The organism is Streptomyces lasalocidi (assembly GCF_005280215.1).
Taxonomy (GTDB): Bacteria; Actinomycetota; Actinomycetes; order Streptomycetales; family Streptomycetaceae; genus Streptomyces; species Streptomyces longwoodensis.
The window spans coordinates 2,889,437-2,907,300 of sequence record NZ_SZNQ01000001.1 but is presented as its reverse complement, the minus strand read 5'-3'; the positions used below and the strand labels follow the sequence as shown (position 1 = coordinate 2,907,300).

13 protein-coding genes are annotated in these 17,864 nt (G+C 73.8%); 9 read left to right on the top strand and 4 right to left on the bottom strand.

Annotated features, from left to right (window positions below; translation table 11 throughout):
* The first annotated feature begins 41 nt into the window (after positions 1-41).
* Positions 42-1,010 carry an agmatinase gene (gene speB, locus E4U91_RS12865; RefSeq protein ID WP_137306979.1) on the top strand — a complete coding sequence of 323 codons (969 nt, stop codon included), beginning with the start codon at positions 42-44 and terminating at the stop codon, positions 1,008-1,010.
* Positions 1,007-2,692 carry a thiamine pyrophosphate-binding protein gene (locus tag E4U91_RS12860; RefSeq protein ID WP_137306978.1) on the top strand — a complete coding sequence of 562 codons (1,686 nt, stop codon included), beginning with the start codon at positions 1,007-1,009 and terminating at the stop codon, positions 2,690-2,692. The genes speB and E4U91_RS12860 overlap by 4 nt, the downstream gene beginning before the upstream one ends.
* Positions 2,693-2,714: 22 nt before the next feature.
* Here the strand turns inward: E4U91_RS12860 and E4U91_RS12855 are convergent, their stop codons facing one another.
* The gene (locus E4U91_RS12855; protein ID WP_137306977.1) at positions 2,715-3,518 is read right to left on the bottom strand and encodes an endonuclease I family protein; all 804 of its coding nucleotides are present in this window, start codon (positions 3,516-3,518) and stop codon (positions 2,715-2,717) included.
* 164 nt (positions 3,519-3,682) lie between these two features.
* Between E4U91_RS12855 and E4U91_RS12850 the strand changes: the two genes are divergently transcribed.
* The 4 genes from E4U91_RS12850 to E4U91_RS12835 all read left to right on the top strand — a co-directional run bounded on the left by E4U91_RS12850 (position 3,683) and on the right by E4U91_RS12835 (position 10,395).
* Positions 3,683-4,537 carry a serine hydrolase gene (locus E4U91_RS12850; protein ID WP_137306976.1) on the top strand — a complete coding sequence of 285 codons (855 nt, stop codon included), beginning with the start codon at positions 3,683-3,685 and terminating at the stop codon, positions 4,535-4,537.
* 115 nt (positions 4,538-4,652) lie between these two features.
* Positions 4,653-8,363 carry an ABC transporter ATP-binding protein gene (locus E4U91_RS12845; protein WP_137306975.1) on the top strand — a complete coding sequence of 1,237 codons (3,711 nt, stop codon included), beginning with the start codon at positions 4,653-4,655 and terminating at the stop codon, positions 8,361-8,363.
* Between the two features lie 125 nt (positions 8,364-8,488).
* Entirely contained in the window at positions 8,489-8,887 is a 399-nt protein-coding gene (locus tag E4U91_RS12840; protein WP_174867791.1) for a hypothetical protein, read from the top strand.
* A 95-nt stretch (positions 8,888-8,982) separates the two neighbouring features.
* Positions 8,983-10,395 (top strand): S28 family serine protease, encoded by a 1,413-nt coding sequence (locus tag E4U91_RS12835; protein ID WP_137306974.1) that lies wholly within the window; start codon positions 8,983-8,985, stop codon positions 10,393-10,395.
* 226 nt (positions 10,396-10,621) lie between these two features.
* Here E4U91_RS12835 and E4U91_RS12825 read toward each other — a convergent pair whose 3' ends face one another.
* Together E4U91_RS12825 and E4U91_RS12820 are read right to left on the bottom strand one after the other, a co-directional pair.
* Positions 10,622-12,427, bottom strand: coding sequence for a glycoside hydrolase family 3 protein (locus E4U91_RS12825; RefSeq protein WP_137306973.1), 1,806 nt, complete (start codon positions 12,425-12,427; stop codon positions 10,622-10,624).
* A gap of 132 nt (positions 12,428-12,559) precedes the next feature.
* Entirely contained in the window at positions 12,560-13,477 is a 918-nt protein-coding gene (locus E4U91_RS12820; protein WP_137310794.1) for a LysR family transcriptional regulator, read from the bottom strand.
* Between the two features lie 120 nt (positions 13,478-13,597).
* Between E4U91_RS12820 and E4U91_RS12815 the strand changes: the two genes are divergently transcribed.
* Genes E4U91_RS12815 through E4U91_RS12805 form a run of 3 tightly spaced genes read left to right on the top strand, consistent with a single transcriptional unit; the run spans position 13,598 to position 16,448 of the window.
* A complete protein-coding gene (locus E4U91_RS12815) occupies positions 13,598-14,512 on the top strand; it encodes an EamA family transporter (protein WP_137306972.1) in 915 nt (304 codons plus the stop codon).
* A 5-nt stretch (positions 14,513-14,517) separates the two neighbouring features.
* On the top strand, positions 14,518-15,813 hold the full coding sequence (gene aroA / locus E4U91_RS12810; protein WP_137306971.1) for a 3-phosphoshikimate 1-carboxyvinyltransferase: 1,296 nt from the start codon (positions 14,518-14,520) through the stop codon (positions 15,811-15,813).
* Positions 15,810-16,448, top strand: a complete 639-nt coding sequence (locus tag E4U91_RS12805; protein WP_137306970.1) for a GNAT family N-acetyltransferase — start codon at positions 15,810-15,812, stop codon at positions 16,446-16,448. Before aroA ends, E4U91_RS12805 begins: the two co-directional genes overlap by 4 nt.
* Before the next feature lie 11 nt (positions 16,449-16,459).
* On the opposite strand, the gene E4U91_RS12800 is transcribed toward E4U91_RS12805, so the two are convergent.
* Positions 16,460-17,770 carry an MFS transporter gene (locus tag E4U91_RS12800; RefSeq protein WP_137306969.1) on the bottom strand — a complete coding sequence of 437 codons (1,311 nt, stop codon included), beginning with the start codon at positions 17,768-17,770 and terminating at the stop codon, positions 16,460-16,462.
* Between the last annotated feature and the right edge of the window lie 94 nt (positions 17,771-17,864).

Here is a 17,864-nt window from a genome sequence, read left to right as displayed (position 1 = left end):
CAGCACATACGCGACGAAGCGTAGGAAAGAAGGCATTGACCATGAGCAGCAACGAGACGCCCCGCGGCCCCGTCGACTCCTCCCGCGTCCCGCGGTACGCCGGCCCCGCGACCTTCGCCCGGCTGCCCCGCCTGGACGAGGTCGGCACCGCCGACATCGCCGTGGTGGGCGTGCCGTTCGACTCGGGCGTCTCGTACCGGCCGGGCGCCCGCTTCGGCGGCAACGCCATCCGTGAGGCGTCCCGGCTGCTGCGCCCTTACAACCCCGCCCAGGACGCCTCCCCGTTCGCCCTCGCGCAGGTCGCGGACGGCGGCGACATCGCGGTGAACCCGTTCAACATCAACGAGGCCGTCGAGACCATCGAGGCCGCCGCCGACGACCTGCTCGGCACCGGGGCCCGCCTGATGACGCTGGGCGGCGACCACACCATCGCGCTGCCGCTGCTGCGCTCGGTCGCCAGGAAGCACGGCCCGGTCGCGCTGCTGCACTTCGACGCCCACCTGGACACCTGGGACACCTACTTCGGCGCCGAGTACACCCACGGCACCCCGTTCCGCCGCGCGGTGGAGGAGGGCATCCTCGACACCTCCGCCCTGTCCCACGTCGGCACCCGCGGCCCCCTGTACGGCAAGCAGGACCTCACCGACGACGAGAAGATGGGCTTCGGCATCGTCACCTCGTCCGACGTCTACCGCCGGGGCGCCGACGAGGTGGCCGACCAGCTCCGCCAGCGCATCGGCGACCGCCCGCTGTACATCTCCATCGACATCGACTGCCTGGACCCCGCCCACGCCCCCGGCACGGGCACGCCCGAGGCGGGCGGCATGACCTCCCGCGAGCTGCTGGAGATCCTGCGCGGGCTGGCGTCCTGCAACCTGGTGTCCGCGGACGTCGTCGAGGTGGCCCCCGCCTACGACCACGCCGAGATCACCTCGGTGGCCGCGTCCCACACGGCGTACGAACTGACCACGATCATGTCCCGGCAGATTGCGGAGGCACGCGCGAAGTGACCCACGACCACGACCTGGTGCTCCGCCCGACGGACGCCCAGACGACGGCCGCCCTGAACCCGCCCGCCGGCCGCAACGGCGGGGACCTGGTCGTGGAGACGCTGGCCGGGCTCGGCGCGACGACGGTCTTCGGGCTGCCCGGCCAGCACGCGCTCGGCATGTTCGACGCGCTGCGCCGCTCGGACCTGCGCTACGTGGGCCTGCGCGTGGAGAACAACGCCGGCTTCGCGGCCGACGCCTACGGCCGGGTCACCGGCGAGGCGGCCCCGCTGCTGCTGTCGACCGGCCCAGGGGCCCTCACCTCCCTGGCCGCGCTCCAGGAGGCGGCGGCCGCCTCGGCGCCCGTCCTCGCGATCAGCAGCCAGGTCCCGACCGCGGGCCTGGGCGGCGGCCGCCACGGCTACCTGCACGAACTGCCCGACCAGGCGGCCTCGTTCCGGGGTGTGGTCAAGTCGGTCCACACCGTGCGCACGCAGTCCCAGATCCCGTCCGCGATCGCGGCGGCCTGGAAGTCGGCGCTCACCGCCCCGCACGGCCCCGTCTGGGTGGAGATCCCGCAGGACGTGCTGCTGGCGCCGACCGCGCTGCCGGGGGTGACGGCTCTCGACGCCACCCCGGAGGAGCTGGTCCCGCGCCCCGAACTCACCGCCCTCGCGGCCCACGTGCTGTCCCGCGCCGAACGCCCGGCGATCATCGCGGGCGGCGGGGTGGTCCGCGCGGACGCCGCGGGCAAGCTCAGGGCGCTGGCCGAGAAGCTGGACGCGCCCGTGGTGACCACGTTCGGCGGCAAGGGCGCCTTCCCCTGGACGCACCCGCTGTCGCTGCAGTCCTGGCTGGAGGACCGCCACACCACCGACTTCCTGGAGGACGCCGACGTCCTGCTGGTGGTGGGCTCCGGACTGGGTGAACTCTCCTCCAACTACCACACGTTCGCGCCGCGCGGCCGCGTCGTGCAGATCGAGGCGGACCTCGGCAAGCTGGAGTCCAACCATCCGGCGCTGGGCATCCACGCCGACGCCCGCCTCGCCCTCCAGGCCCTGCTGGAGACCGTCGAGGAGCGCACCGACCCCACGGCCCCCGAGCGGGTCCGGGACGTCCTCGCGGCGGTCGCCGCCCGCATCGACAGCCAGCGACTCACCCTGGAGCAGGAGGTGCTGGCCTCGGTGCGCCGCGCCCTGCCGGCCGGCGCCCCGTCCTTCTGGGACATGACGATCCTGGCCTACTGGGCCTGGTCCGCCTTCGACGCCCACGCCCCGAACCTGATGCACTCGGCCCAGGGCGCGGGCGGCCTCGGCTACGGCTTCCCCGCGGCGCTCGGCGCGGCGGCCGCCGACCCGACCCGCCCGGTGCTGGCCGTCTCCGGCGACGGGGGCGCGCTGTACTCCGTCGCGGAGCTGGCCACGGCCCGGCAGTACGGCCTGGACGTCACCTGGCTGATCGTCGACGACGGCGGCTACGGCATCCTGCGCGAGTACATGACCGACGCGTTCGGCCAGGCCACGGCCACCGAACTGACCCGCCCCGACTACGTGGCCCTCGCGGAGTCCTTCGGGGTGCCCGGCGTCCGTACGACACCGGACACCCTGGAGGAGGACCTCGCCGGGGCGCTGGCGACGCCCGGGCCCTCGGTGGTCGTGCTCCCGGCGGTGCTGCGGATGTTCGCCCCGACACACCTGGGGTGAGCGGGGCCCCGCCGCACGGGACCTACCAGATCGCCTCGACCCACTCCGGGTGGTCGATGAACGGGTTGCGGTTGTGCTGGTAGGTGTCGTAGATGACCTGGTTGCGGCGCTCCTCGAAGGCGCTGGGCGGGTCCGCCTCGTTCCACGCCTTGAGGACGGACAGCTTGCCGATGTACGGGTTGGAGCCGTTGGCCACCTTCTCGTTGGGCTCCAGGTCGGCGAAGCCGTCGCCGCCGTCGTAGCGCACGGCCATGTAGAGGATCATGCGGGCGACGTCACCCCGGTCCGCGGGGCGCGGCGCGAAGGAGTCGGAGTCGACGGTGCTGCCGCCGCCGTTCGTCACGGCGCTGCCGCCGTTGTCGAAGTCCAGGTTGCCCCGGGTGCTGTTGACCTGGACGTCGCAGGCACGCAGGTGGTGCAGGTCGGTGCCGGGGCCGGTCACCTCGCCGAAGTCGCCGTGGGACTTGGCCCAGGTGTGCTCGCGGTTCCAGTCGCCGAGGTCGCCGCCGTTGAGGGACTTGCTGCGCGAGGCGCCGCTGTAGAGCAGCAGGACGTTGCTGCTGTTGTTCGGGTCCTGGTCGGTGACCTTCAGCGCCTCCCAGACCGCGGAGTACGAGATCTTCGACTGGCTGCTGATGATGGTGTGCAGCGAACTCTTCAGGCTCGCGCCGGTCTTGCCGACCGCGCTCTTGTAGTACGTGGAGTCGTACGCCGTCGTCGTCGCCGCGGCCGGGGTTGCCGTCAGGGCGGGGGCCGCGAGGCCCACCAGTACGGCGGCGGTGGTCAGCGCCACCGGCTTCCAGCGGCGTATGCGTGTCGCCAGCATAAAGGTCGTCCCATCTACGCGGGTTGAGTGGAGGCGGCACTCGGGAGCGTGACATGGACATGCGACGACGTAAAGGGACGGCGGGTGTCCATCAGGTGACGCGGACCGGCAAAAGCGCCGGTTCTCGTACAACCTTTCGGTCGAACTCATGAGTCAACCCGGTCATGACTCAAGGGACTTCCGCCCGCCGTGCCGCCCCGGCCGTCGTCGCGCTCACCACCGGCCTGCTGATATCCGGCGCGGCCGTCGCCACCCCGGCCGCCGCGACCGCTCCGGCCGTCAGCTGCACCTCGGCGAAGCCGACCCTCGCGGCCAAGCTGAAGAAGGACATCACCGCCGCCCTGGCCACCCGCAAGGGCACCGTCGCCGTCGGCGTGTACGACCGGACCACCGCGACGACCTGCACCCTGCGCGCCTCGACCGCCTACGACTCGGCCAGCGTCGTCAAGGTGACCGTCCTGGCCGCCCTGCTGTACGACGCGCAGGCGGCGCACCGCGCGCTCACCACCCGCGAGAAGACGCTCGCCACCAACATGATCACCAAGTCGGACAACGCCTCCACCTCGACCCTGTGGAAGCAGCTCGGCCCGACGAAGATCAAGAAGTTCCTCACCGCCGCGGCCATGACCCAGACCAAGCCGGGTGCCAACAATTACTGGGGCCTGACCCAGATCACCGTCACCGACGAGCAGAAGCTGCTCCGCCTCGTCACCGCCCGCAACGCCGTCCTCACCGACGCCTCCCGCTCCTACGTCAGCACCCTGATGGGCAAGGTCGTCGCCGACCAGCGGTGGGGCACGCCGTACGGCCGGTCGGCGAACGTGTCCTGGCACGTCAAGAACGGCTGGCTGCAGCGCGCCACGCAGGGCTGGCGGGTGCACAGCGTCGGCACCTTCACCGGCGGCGGCCACGACTACACGATCACCGTGCTCACCCACGGCAACAGCACCATGAGCTACGGCATCACCACCATCCAGGCCGTCGCCAAGGTGGTCCACCGCGACCTCGCCGCCAGCTGACCCCCGCGGCCGAAAACCTCCGCCCGGGGACCCCCCGATTGTTACGGCGGGATGAAATCGCACCTCATCGGCGTTGGTGCCTTCCGGCAGACCAGGTTCGCAGGAAGGCACCGGCGTGAGCGCACAACGGGGATGGGCACGACGACTCGCGGGATACGCGTGGCGCTACCCCAAGGACGTGGTCCTCGCCCTCGGCGCCTCGCTCGCCGGCATGGCCGTCATGGCGGTCGTCCCCCTGATCACCAAGGTGATCATCGACGACGTGATCGACGCCCACACCCGCGCCATGGCCCCCTGGGCGGCCGCCCTGATCGGCGCCGCCGTGCTCGTCTACGCCACCGCCTACGTCCGCCGCTACTACGGCGGCCGGCTCGCCCTGGACGTGCAGCACGACCTGCGCACGGAGATGTTCCGCACGATCACCCGCCTCGACGGCCGCCGGCAGGACGAGCTGTCCACCGGCCAGGTCGTCGGCCGCGCCACCAGCGACCTCCAGCTGATCCAGGGCCTGCTGTTCATGCTGCCCATGACGATCGGCAACTTCGCGCTGTTCCTGGTGTCCCTCGTCGTCATGGCGTGGCTGTCCGTCCCGCTCACCCTGGTCGCCGTCGCCGTGGCGCCCGCGCTGTGGTTCATCGCCAAGCGCAGCCGCACCCGGCTGCACCCGGCCACCTGGTGGGCGCAGGCCCAGGCCGCCGCCGTGGCGGGCGTGGTCGACGGCGCGGTCAGCGGGGTGCGCGTGGTGAAGGGCTTCGGGCAGGAGGACCAGGAGACCGGGAAGCTCCGCGAGGTGGGCCGGCGGCTGTTCGCCGGACGGCTGCGCACCATCCGGCTGAACGCCCGCTACACCCCCGCGCTCCAGGCCGTCCCCGCACTCGGCCAGGTCGCCATGCTGGCGCTCGGCGGCTGGCTCGCCGTGCACGGCCACATCACCCTGGGCACCTTCGTGGCGTTCTCCACCTACCTGGCCCAGCTGGTCGGCCCGGTCCGCATGCTCGCCGTGGTCCTCACCGTCGGCCAGCAGGCCCGCGCGGGCACCGAGCGCGTGCTGGAGCTGATCGACACCGAGCCGACCCTGCGCGACGGCACCCGGGAGCTGCCCGCCGACGCCCCGGCGACCGTCGAGTTCGACGACGTGTCCTTCGGCTACGACCCCGCCCGCCCGGTCCTGGACGGCCTCAGCTTCGAGATCCGCCCGGGCGAGACCCTCGCGGTCGTCGGCTCCTCCGGTTCCGGCAAGTCCACCGTCTCCCTGCTGCTGCCGCGCTTCTACGACGTGACGCGCGGCGCGGTCCTGGTCGGCGGCCGGGACGTGCGCGAGCTGACCCTGGACTCGCTGCGCGCCGCGATCGGCCTGGTCCCGGAGGACTCGTTCCTGTTCTCCGACACCGTCCGCAACAACATCGCCTACGGCCGCCCCGACGCCACCGACGAGCAGATCGAGCAGGCCGCGCGCACCGCCCAGGCGGACCGCTTCATCGCGGAGCTCCCCGACGGCTACGACACCACGGTCGGCGAACACGGCCTGACCCTGTCCGGCGGCCAGCGCCAGCGCATCGCGCTCGCCCGCGCGATCCTCGCCGACCCCCGGCTGCTGGTCCTCGACGACGCCACCTCGGCGGTCGACGCGCGCGTGGAGCACGAGATCCACGAGGCACTCGGCCAGGTCATGGAGGGCCGCACCACCCTGCTCATCGCCCACCGCCGCTCCACCCTCAACCTCGCCGACCGCATCGCCGTCCTCGACCAGGGCCGCCTCGCCGACATCGGCACCCACGACGAACTCCAGCGGCGCTCGGCCCTGTACCGCCGGCTGCTCACCGACCCCGACGAGCTCGGCGGCGTCTCCCCGGGCCACGCCCGGCCCGAGGCACCGGCCGAGGACACCTCCGTACGCGACGAACTGGACGCCGAGTTCGACGCCGAGCGCGGGGTGACGCCCCGGCTGTGGACCGGCGACCGCGCGCCCAAGGACACCGCGCTGGCCGGCACCCCGGCCACCCCTGAGCTGCGCGCGCAGGTCGAGGCGCTGCCCCCGGCCACCGACGTCCCGGACGTCGACGAGGCCCGGGCGGTCCGCGCGGAGGAGTCGTACGGCCTGCGCCGGCTGCTGCGCGGCTTCCGCGCGCCCCTGCTGATCAGCCTGGGGCTGGTCGCCGTCGACGCGGGCATGGGGCTGCTGCTGCCGATCCTGATCCGGCACGGCATCGACCAGGGCGTCAGCCGCATGGCGGTCGGCGCGGTGTGGACGGCCTCGCTGCTGGGGCTGCTGACCGTGCTGGTGCAGTGGGCGGCGCAGACCGGTGAGATCCGGATGACGGGCCGTACCGGCGAGCGGGTGCTGTACTCCCTGCGCCTGAAGATCTTCGCGCAGCTCCAGCGGCTCGGCCTGGACTACTACGAGCGCGAGCTGACCGGCCGGATCATGACCCGGATGACGACGGACGTCGACGCGCTGTCCACGTTCCTGCAGACCGGCCTGGTCACGGCGTTCGTCGCGGTGGTCACCTTCTTCGGCATCATGGTCGCGCTGCTGGTGCTCGACGTGCAGCTGGCGCTGGTCGTGTTCGCCACCCTGCCGCCGCTGGTCGTCGCCACCTTCTTCTTCCGCCGGGCCAGCGTGAAGGCGTACGAGCTGGCCCGCGAGCGGGTCTCCGCGGTCAACGCCGACCTCCAGGAGTCGGTGTCGGGGCTGCGGATCGTGCAGGCGTTCCGCCGCGAGCGCGACGGCCGGGCCCGGTTCGCCGAGCGCAGCGACAGCTACCGCCGGGCGCGGATCCGCGGCCAGTGGCTGATCTCGGTGTACTTCCCGTTCGTGCAGCTGCTGTCGTCGGTCGCGGCGGCCGCGGTGCTGGTGGTGGGCGCCGGCCGGGTGGACGCCGCCACGCTGACCACGGGCGCGCTGGTGGCGTACCTGCTGTACATCGACCTGTTCTTCGCACCCGTGCAGCAGCTGTCCCAGGTGTTCGACGGCTACCAGCAGGCCACCGTCTCGCTCGGCCGCATCCAGGAGCTGCTGCGCGAGCCGACGTCCACCTCGGCGGCGCGCGCGCCGCGGACGGTGACCTCCCTGCGGGGCGAGATCGCCTTCGAGGACGTCCACTTCGCCTACGGCGCCGACGACGACGCGGCCCTGCGCGGCATCGGCCTGCGCATCCCCGCCGGGCAGACCGTGGCGTTCGTCGGCGAGACGGGCGCCGGCAAGTCGACCCTGGTCAAGCTGGTGGCGCGGTTCTACGACCCGACGTCCGGCCGGGTCACCGTCGACGGCACGGACCTGCGCGAGCTGGACCTCACGGCGTACCGCCACCGCCTGGGCGTCGTGCCGCAGGAGGCCTACCTCTTCCCCGGCACCGTCCGCGACGCCATCGCCTACGGCCGCCCCGACGCGAGCGACGCCGAGGTGGAGGCGGCGGCCCGCGCGGTCGGCGCCCACGAGATGATCGCCACGCTGGAAGGCGGCTACCTCCACGAGGTCGCCGAGCGCGGACGCAACCTCTCCGCGGGCCAGCGCCAGCTGATCGCGCTCGCCCGCGCCGAACTGGTCGACCCCGACGTGCTGCTGCTCGACGAGGCGACGGCGGCCCTGGACCTGGCCACCGAGGCGCAGGTCAACCAGGCCACCGACCGCCTCGCGGGCCGGCGCACCACGCTGGTCGTCGCCCACCGCCTCACCACGGCGGCGCGGGCCGACCGGGTGGTGGTCATGGACCACGGCCGGGTGGTCGAGGACGGCACCCACGACGAACTCCTCGCCTTCGACGGCCGCTACGCACGTCTGTGGCGGACGTTCGTCGGCGAACCGGTGGGCGTCGAGTCGGCCTGACGGCGCGCGGGCGCCGAGCGGGGGCGCCGAGCGGGGGCGGGCCGAACGCAACCGCGGGGCCCGCGTCCGGCGTCCGTACACCAGTACGGCGAGCGACATGGCGGGCGACTCGGGGAGACACGGACGTGGGCAGCGGAACGAGGGGTGTCATACGGCGGCTGGCGGCGGGCGTGGCGGTGCTGACCGCCTCCGGGGTCCTCGCGCTCGCCGCGCCCGGCAGCGCGCAGGCCGCGGCCGTCCACGCGTGCGCGGGCCGCAAGGTGCGCACGCTGTCCTTCACCACCGGCTCGGTGCAGGTGTTCAGACAGGGCCGCTACGTCTGCGCCGTCACCTACGCGAAGAACCCGCGCGGCACGAAGCCGATGTCGGTCAGCGTGCAGGCCCGCGGCGGGCGGCCCTGGCGGATCCAGGCGCGCACCACGCGCCAGGTCGGACCGGTCACCGTGTACGCCGGTCACCGCTGCGTGTGGGTGAAGGGCTCGGTGGGGAGCAAGGCGGTCAGTTCCGGCTGGATTCTGTGCTGACGTCCTGAAACCTCCGTAACAACCCCCCCTGGTGCGAACCGAGTTGCTCCGATAGCTTCCGGCGCACATCTGTCTCACAGGGAGGGTGCACGCGCATGCGCAAGGCGCTCAGATGGCTGCTGGCGCTCACCGTGCTCATAGGCACGCTGACCACGGCGGGAGCAGCGACCGCTGCCGAGCCGGGGGCCACGGACATCAAGGACCGGCTGCTCTCGATCCCGGGCATGAGCCTGATCGAGGAGAAGCCGTACCCCGGCTACCGCTACTTCGTCCTGAACTACACCCAGCCGGTCGACCACCGGCACCCCTCGGCGGGCACGTTCCAGCAGCGGATCACCGTGCTGCACAAGGACGTCAGCCGCCCGACGGTGTTCTACACCGGCGGCTACAACGTCTCCACCAACCCCAGCCGCCGCGAGCCGACCCAGATCGTCGACGGCAACCAGGTCTCCATGGAGTACCGCTACTTCACCCCCTCCCGCCCCAGCCCCGCCGACTGGTCCAAGCTGGACATCTGGCAGGCGGCCAGCGACCAGCACCGCATCTTCACGGCGCTGAAGCCGATCTACACGAAGAACTGGATCGCCACCGGCGGCTCCAAGGGCGGCATGACGGCGACGTACTTCGAGCGCTTCTACCCGCGGGACATGGACGGCGTGGTCGCCTACGTGGCCCCCAACGACGTGGTCAACGACCAGGACGCCGCCTACGACCGCTTCTTCGCGACCGTCGGCACCGAGGAGTGCCGCGACCGGCTGAACGCGGTGCAGCGCGAGGCGCTGGTGCGCCGCGCCGCGCTGGAGGAGAAGTACGCGGCGTACGCCGCCGAGAACGGCTACACCTTCACCACGATCGGCAGCCTGGACCGCGCCTACGAGGCGGTCGTCCTGGACTACGTGTGGGGCTTCTGGCAGTACAGCCTGCTCTCCGACTGCGAGACCATCCCGGCGAACGCGGCCACGGCGACCGACGACGAGATCTGGACCTCGGTCGACACCATCTCCGGCTTCTCGGCGTACACCGACCAGGGCCTGGAGCAGTACACCCCGTACTACTACCAGGCGGGCACCCAGCTGGGCGCGCCCACCATCCACTTCCCGCACATCGAGAAGCAGTACATCCGCTACGGCTACCAGCCGCCCCGGAACTTCGTGCCGCGCTCGATCCCGATGAAGTTCCAGCCGTGGGTCATGCGGGACGTCGACGGCTGGGTCCGGCACAACGCCCGGCACATGCTCTTCGTGTACGGCCAGAACGACCCGTGGGGCGCGGAGCGCTTCCGCGTCGACAAGGGCGCCAGGGACTCCTACGTCTTCACGGCCCCCGGCCTCAACCACGGCGCGAACGTGGCCGGTCTGGTCGCCGACCAGAAGGCCCTCGCCACGGCCCGCATCCTCGACTGGGCGGGCCTGCCCGCCGCGACGGCGTCGGCGGCCAAGCCGCTGGCGAAGTTCGACAGCAAGCTGGACGTCCGGGACGTGGAGCGGGAGCCGGCCCTGCGCCCGTGACACACCCACGAAGCTGACGGCGGCGGGCCCGGGGAGTTTCCCCGGGCCCGCCGTGCTGTGCGCGCTAGGGGGTGTCTTGCCGATCAGGCCGGGCTCGCGGCGCCTGGCACCGCGCCTCGCCGCGTTGTCGTCAGTCGCCGATGCGCCGCATCGACTCCCTCCTCCGCCTTGCGATGCACGGCACCAGACGCCGCTCCCTGATCCGGCCCGATCGACAAGACACCCCCTAGTACGTCAGCCCGTGGCCGATCGGGAGCAGCACCCGCGTCGGGTCGTCGGCGCGCTGGACCGGCACCGGCAGCTTCCCGCGGGGGCGGACGCGGCCCGCGATCACCCGGGCCGCGGCGCGCAGTTCGACGTCGGTCCAGGAGTAGGTCGCCAGGTACGCGGCGACGCCGGGCAACTGGGCCACGTCGTACGGGTTGCGGACGGCGACCGCGACCACCGGCCGCCCGGTGGCGAGGAGTTGCTCGACGAGGGTCTTCTGCGGACTGGTCGCGGTGACGTTGTACGTCGCCACCACGACCGCGTCCGCCTCGCCGGCCGCGGCCACCGCGCGGGCGATCGTCGCCGCCGAGGGGGCCGTGCCGGTGGACAGGGCCGTGGCCGTGAAGCCGAGGCCGGTCAGGGCGGCGGCGAGGACACCGGTGGGCGGGCCGGTCGTGCCGGACGGGGACGCCGGGTCGGCGCCGACGACCAGCAGCCTGCGCCGGGTGTCCGGCGCCAGCGGCAGCAGCGCGCCCTCGTTGACGAGCAGCGTCGTGGTCCGCTCGGCGACGCGGTCGGCGGCCGCCAGGTGCGCCGGGGTGCCCACGGTCCGGTCCACGCCCGCCTGCCCGGCGTACGGGTCGTCGAGCAGTCCGAGCTTCGCCTTCAGCCGCAGGATGCGCAGCACCGACTGCTCCAGCCGCTCCTCGGTGAGCTCCCCGTCGTGGACGGCCCGGAGCACCGCGTTCCACGCCACGTCCAGTTTCGGCGGGTTGAGCAGCTGGTCGACGCCCGCCTTCAGGGCGAGCACCGGGACCCGGTCGTCGCCGTACTTGGTGCGCACGCCCGCCATGTCGAGCGCGTCGGTCACCACGACCCCGTCGTAGCCGAGGCGTTCGCGCAGCAGACCCGTGACGATCGGCCGGGACAGGGTGGCCGGGTCGCCCGAGTCGTCGAGGGCCGGGACCAGGATGTGCGCGGTCATGATCGAGTCGATGCCGGCCGCGATCGCCGCGCGGAACGGGACCGCGTCCAGCTCCTCCCACACCTCGCGGCTGTGGGTGATGACGGGGAAGCCGTAGTGGCTGTCGACCGCGGTGTCGCCGTGCCCGGGGAAGTGCTTGGCGGTCGCCGCCACCCCCGCGGACCGGTACCCGTGCACCTCGGCGGCGACGAGGGCGGCCACCGCGTCCGGGTCGGCGCCGAAGGACCGCACGCCGATGACCGGGTTGGCGGGGTTGACGTTGACGTCCGCCACGGGGGAGTAGTCCTGGCGCACGCCCATCGCGCGCAGCTCGGCGCCCGAGATCCGGCCGAGGGTACGGGCGTCGGTGCGCGAGCCGCCGGCGCCGATCGCCATGGCGCCGGGGAAGAGGGTCGCCGGGGCGCCGATCCGGCAGACGATGCCGTGCTCCTGGTCGGTGGAGACCAGCACCGGCAGCCCGCGCGGCAGGTCCAGCGAGGCGCGCTGGAGGCCGTCGGACAGGGCGGCGATCTGGTGCGGCTCGCGGGTGTTGTGGGCCCAGGCGAAGTAGATGATCCCGCCGAGCCGGTAGCGCTCGAGCAGTTCGGCCGCCGTGCGGACGCCCAGCTCCGCGAGGTTGGCGTCCACGTCGGCCTGGTCCGGGTCGGTCGCCGAGTGGCCGTACACGCGGGAGACGAAGACCTGGCCGACCTTCTCCTCGAGCGTCATCCGGGAGACCAGCCGGCGCAGCCGCCGGTCGTCCGGTGCGCGTCCGGCGCCGGCGTGGGCGGTGCCCGCGCCGACGGCGAGGGACGCGGTGAGGCCCGCGGTGGCGGCGAGGACGGTGCGTCTGGAGGGCACGTGCGCTCCTTCCGGAGGTGATCCACTGAAGGAAACTTCCGTCGGGTCAGCAGTATCCGGAAAGTTATTGCCGGTCAAGGGAGCGCGCAGGCACGGCGCGCGAGTGGTGGACCGGGGGCGCCCGTCACGGGCTCACGCCGGGCCGGTGCCGACGCGCTCCCCCCAGTGGGCCTGGAGCGTGCGGACCGTCTCGGCGATCGCCGGGCGCCGGGCCGCCCCCTCGCGCCACAGCGCGTACAGCCGCCGTACGGGCAGCGGGTCCAGCCGCACCTCCACCACCCCCTCGGGCAGCGGGCCGCGCCCCAGGCGGGGGATCAGGGCGATGCCCAGGCCCGCCGCGACCAGCGCGACCAGCGTCGGGTTCTCCTCGGCGGTGTGGACGAGGTCCGGCTCGTGCCCGGCCGCGCGCAGGGTGCGCACCAGCCAGTCGTGGCACACCCGCCCGGGCGGCTGGCACACCCACCGCTCACCGCCCAGCTCCTCGCGCCGCACGGCCGTGCGCCCCGCGAAGGGGTGGCCCACGGGGACGAGCAGGTCGCACAGGTCGTCGCCGATGACCGCCTGCTCCACGCCCGCCGGCGCGGGCAGCGGCGCGATGTCCCAGTCGTGGGCGACGGCCAGGTCGACCGCGCCCTTGGCGACCAGGTCGACCGACAGGTGCGGGTCGACCTCGGTCAGCCGCGCGTCCAGGGCGGGGTGCCGCCGCGCCAGCTCGGCCAGCACCCCGGGCAGCAGCCCGCGCGCCGCCGACGGGAACGCCGCGAGGGTCAGCCGGCCGGACGGCAGCCCGCGCCGCCGCTCCAGGTCGGTCTCGGCGCGCTCCACGATCGCCATCAACTGCTGGGCTGTGGCGACCAGTTGCCGGGCCTCGGCGGTGAGCCGCACGCCCCGGCCCTCCCGTTCGAGCAGCACCGTGCGGGTCTCCCGCTCCAGCTTGGCGATCTGCTGGGACACCGCCGAGGGCGTGTACCCGAGCGCGGCGGCGGCCCGGCCGACCGTGCCGTGGACGGAGACGGCGTGCAGGGCGCGCAGGCGCTGGAGGTCGAGCATCGGGGTCCCCCTCGGACGGCGGCGGGCGGCCGTGAGCCATCGACTCATCAGTTCTGCTTCATCCCACCATGCACGAATCATCGCTGGTGCTGCACGGTCCGGGCCGGTGATCCTCGACGCATGCGACCCGCACACCTCCTGCTCGCCGTCCTCGTCGCCGCCGTCTGGGGCGTCAACTTCACCGTCATCGAGATCGGCCTCGGCCACTTCCCGCCCCTGCTGTTCTCCGCGCTGCGCTTCCTGGTGGCGGCGCTGCCCGCGGTGTTCTTCGTCGGCCGTCCCAAGGTCGCCTGGCGGTGGATCGTGGCGGTCGGACTGGTGCTGGGCGTCGCGAAGTTCGGGCTGCTGTTCGTCGGGATGGACGCGGGCATGCCGGCCGGCCTGTCGTCCCTGGTGCTGCAGATCCAGGCGGTGTTCACCGCGGTCGTCGCCGCCGTCGTCCTCGGCGAACGCCCCTCCCGCACCCGGGTCGTCGGCATGGCGGTCGCCCTCGGCGGGATCGTCGTCGCCGCCGTCGACGAGGGCACCACCGGCCCGCTCGGCGCGTTCGCCCTGGTCGTCGCCGCGGCCGCCTGCTGGGGCGTGTCCAACGTGCTGACCCGCAGGGCGGCCCCGCCCGACGCGCTCAACTTCATGGTCTGGGTGAGCACGGTCCCGGTGCTCCCGCTGCTCGCCCTCTCCCTGCTCCTGGAGGGGCCCGGCCGGGACCACGACGCGCTGCGCGCCCTCGACTGGCAGGGCGCCGGCACCGTCGTCTACGTCGCCTGGGTCACCACGGTCTTCGGCTTCGGTGCGTGGGGCCTGCTGCTGCGCCGCCACCCGGCCTCCACGGTCGCGCCCTTCTCCCTGCTGGTGCCCGTCTTCGGGATGTCGTCGGCCGCGCTGTTCCTGGGCGAACCGGTGAGCGGGCTGCGCTGGTGCGCGGCGGCCCTGCTGGTCGGCGGGGTGGCCATCACCTCGCTCGCCCCCGGGCGCGCGGCCCGGGTCCACCCCGTGGACGTGGCCCCGGCGGAGGCGGCCGGCGCGCGATCATGACGGGCATGGCCCTCGTCGACCTCCCCGGTTCCAAGTCCCTCACCGCCCGCGCCCTCTTCCTCGCGGCGGCGGCCGACGGCGTCACGACCCTCGTACGGCCCCTGCGCTCGGACGACACCGAGGGCTTCGCCGAGGGACTGGCCCGCCTCGGCTACCGCGTCGGCCGCACCCCGGACACCTGGCAGGTCGACGGCCGGCCGGACGGACCCCCGGCCGGCGCGGCGGACGTGTACTGCCGGGACGGCGCGACCACCGCGCGCTTCCTGCCGGCGCTCGCCGCCACCGGCCACGGCACCTACCGCTTCGACGCCTCCCCGCAGATGCGCCGCCGCCCGCTGCTGCCCCTCACCCGCGCCCTGCGCGACCTGGGCGTGGACCTGCGCCACGAGGACCGGGAGGGCCACCACCCGCTGACCGTCCGGGCGAACGGCGTGGAGGGCGGCAAGGTCACCCTCGACGCCGGCCAGTCCTCGCAGTACCTCACCGCGCTGCTGCTGCTCGGCCCGCTCACCCGCACCGGCCTGCACATCGAGGTCACCGACCTGGTCTCGGCGCCGTACGTCGGCATCACGCTGGCGATGATGCGGGCGTTCGGGGTGGAGGTGGAGCGGGAGGGCGACGTGTTCCGGGTGCCGCCCGGCGGCTACCGGGCGACGACGTACCCGATCGAACCGGACGCCTCCACGGCGAGCTACTTCTTCGCGGCCGCCGCCGTCACCCCGGGCGCCGAGGTCACCGTGCCGGGCCTGAGCGAGGGCGCCCTCCAGGGCGACCTGGGCTTCGTGGAGGTGCTGCGCCGGATGGGCGCCGAGGTGACGGTGGCCGCCGACCGCACCACGGTCCGCGGCACCGGCACCCTGCGCGGGCTCACGGTGGCCATGCGGGACGTCTCCGACACCATGCCGACCCTCGCGGCCGTCGCCCCCTTCGCCGACGGCCCGGTCCGCATCGAGGACGTGGCCAACACGCGCGTGAAGGAGTGCGACCGGCTGGAGGCCTGCGCGGAGAACCTGCGCCGCCTCGGGATCGACGTCGCCACCGGCCCCGACTGGATCGAGATCCGCCCCGGCCGGCCGTCCGGCGCCGAGATCCGCTCCCACGGCGACCACCGCATCGTCATGTCGTTCGCGGTGACCGGGCTGCGCACCCCGGGCATCTCCTTCGACGACCCGGGGTGCGTGCGCAAGACGTTCCCCGGTTTCCACGAGGCGTTCGCGGCGCTGCGGGCGTCGTTCGTGGCCCGGGCGGACCCACCGGGCGGGGCGGCGTCCGGCCCGGCGGACGAGGAGCCGGGCCGATGAGCTTCGTCCTGCGCGGACCGGTCCTGGAGGGCGAGTTCGTCCGCCTGGAGCCGCTCGGCCACCACCACGCCGCCGACCTGGCCCGCGCCGCCGAGGAGGACCGCGGCTCCTACGCCTTCACCTGGGTGCCCCGGGCCGAAGAGGTCGGCGCCTACGTCGACGCCCAGCTCGCCCGCGCGGCCACCGGCCGGCTCGCCCCCTACGCCCAGGTCTCCCGGGCGACCGGGCGGGCGGTCGGGGCCACGGCGTACTGGGAACCGCGCTGCTGGCGGGACGACGACCGGCTCGACGCCGTCGAGGTCGGCTTCACCTGGCTCGCCGCCTCCGCCCAGGGCACCGGTGTGAACGCCGAGGCCAAATTCCTGCTCTTCCGGCACGCCTTCGAGGAGTGGGACGTGGCCCGCGTCGACCTGAAGACCGACGCCCGCAACGCCCGCTCCCGCGCCGCCATCGAGAGCGTCGGCGCCCGCTTCGAGGGCGTCCTGCGCAACTGGTCCCGCTCCTGGGCACCGGGCGAGGAGGGCCGCCTGCGCGACTCGGCGATCTTCTCGGTCACGGCCGGGGAGTGGCCGGCGTGCCAGGCACGGCTGGAGGAGCGGGTGGCGCGGTACCGGGCGCGGAGCGGGGAGGCATAAGGCGGGCGGGGTCAGCGCTCGGGGAGGGGAGTGGGGGAGGCCTCGGGGACGGGGAGTGTGGCCGGGTCCCCCGTGACCCCCTCGTCCCCGCCGGGACCGGCCGGCGCCGCCCCCCTGAGCTCCGGTGTGGACGCGCCCACCGTCGTCACCGCCGCCAGGCACAGCAGACCGCCGGTTACCAGGGCCGTCGCGCCCGAGGACCAGCCGGCGACCACACCGGCGCGCAGGTTGCCCAGGTGCGGGCCCGCCTGGCCGACGACCAGCTCGGCGGCGGTGACCCGGCCCAGCAGGGCGTCCGGGGTCAGGGTCTGCACGATCGTGCTGCGGGACAGGACGGCCACCGCGTCCGCGGCCCCGGCCAGCACCAGCATCGCCAGCCCCGCCCACGCGCTGGTGGTGAGCCCGAACCCGGCGAGGGCCAGGCCCCAGGTGCCGGACGCGCACAGCATGACCGGGCCCGGCCGGCCCCGGCGGGTGACGGCGCCGGACAGGGCGGTCGCCGTGACCCCGCCGACGGCGAGCGCGGACAGGAACAGCCCGAGGGTGCGTGGATCGCCGCCGAACCGCTCGGTGTTGACCAGCGGGAAGAGGCTGACCGGCATCGACAGCACGGTCGCCGCGAGGTCGGTGACCAGCGCGCCGCGCACCACCCGGTGCCCGGTCAGGAACCGCAGCCCGTCCAGCACCCCGTGCAGTCCGGGCCGGGCCCCCTCGCCCTGCGGCGGCAGCGCGGGCAGCCCGAAGGCGCCGTAGAAGGACAGGCCGAAGCTGAGCGCGTCGAACAGGTAGCAGACGCCGATGCCCCACCAGCCGAGGACCACCCCGGCGACGGCCGGGCCGAGCAGCATCATGGCCTGCCCGGTGACCTGGTGCAGGGCGAGCCCGGCGGCCACCTGGTCCTTCGGCAGCAGCCGGGGCACGAACACCCCGGCCGCGGGGGCGGAGACCGCCGCGAACGACGCCTGCACGGCGACGAGGACCAGCACGAGCGCCACGGGCACGTGCCCGGTGAAGCCCTGCACGGCCAGCAGCGCCGAGCACACCGCCTGACCGACGGTCGACGCCAGGTACACCCGCCGCCGGTCGACCCGGTCCACCCAGGCCCCGGCGAACAGCCCGACACCGACCATCGGCAGCGCCTGCGCCAGACCGACCGCGCCGCTCCAGACGGCGCTGTGGGTGGTGTCCCACACCTGGTAGAGGACGGTGACCATGGTCATGAAGCCACCGAGCGTGGACACCGTGCGCCCGAACAGCAGCCGCCGGAAGACGGGGGAGGTCCGCAGCGGACGGAGGTCGACGAGCGTCCCGGCGAGCCTCATGAGGCCGGGACGGCGGCTGACGCGGGGGCCGCGGGGCGAGCGACCGCGGAGAGCGGCGACACGCGGGGCGGCGACGAGGAGGGCGGGGGCACGG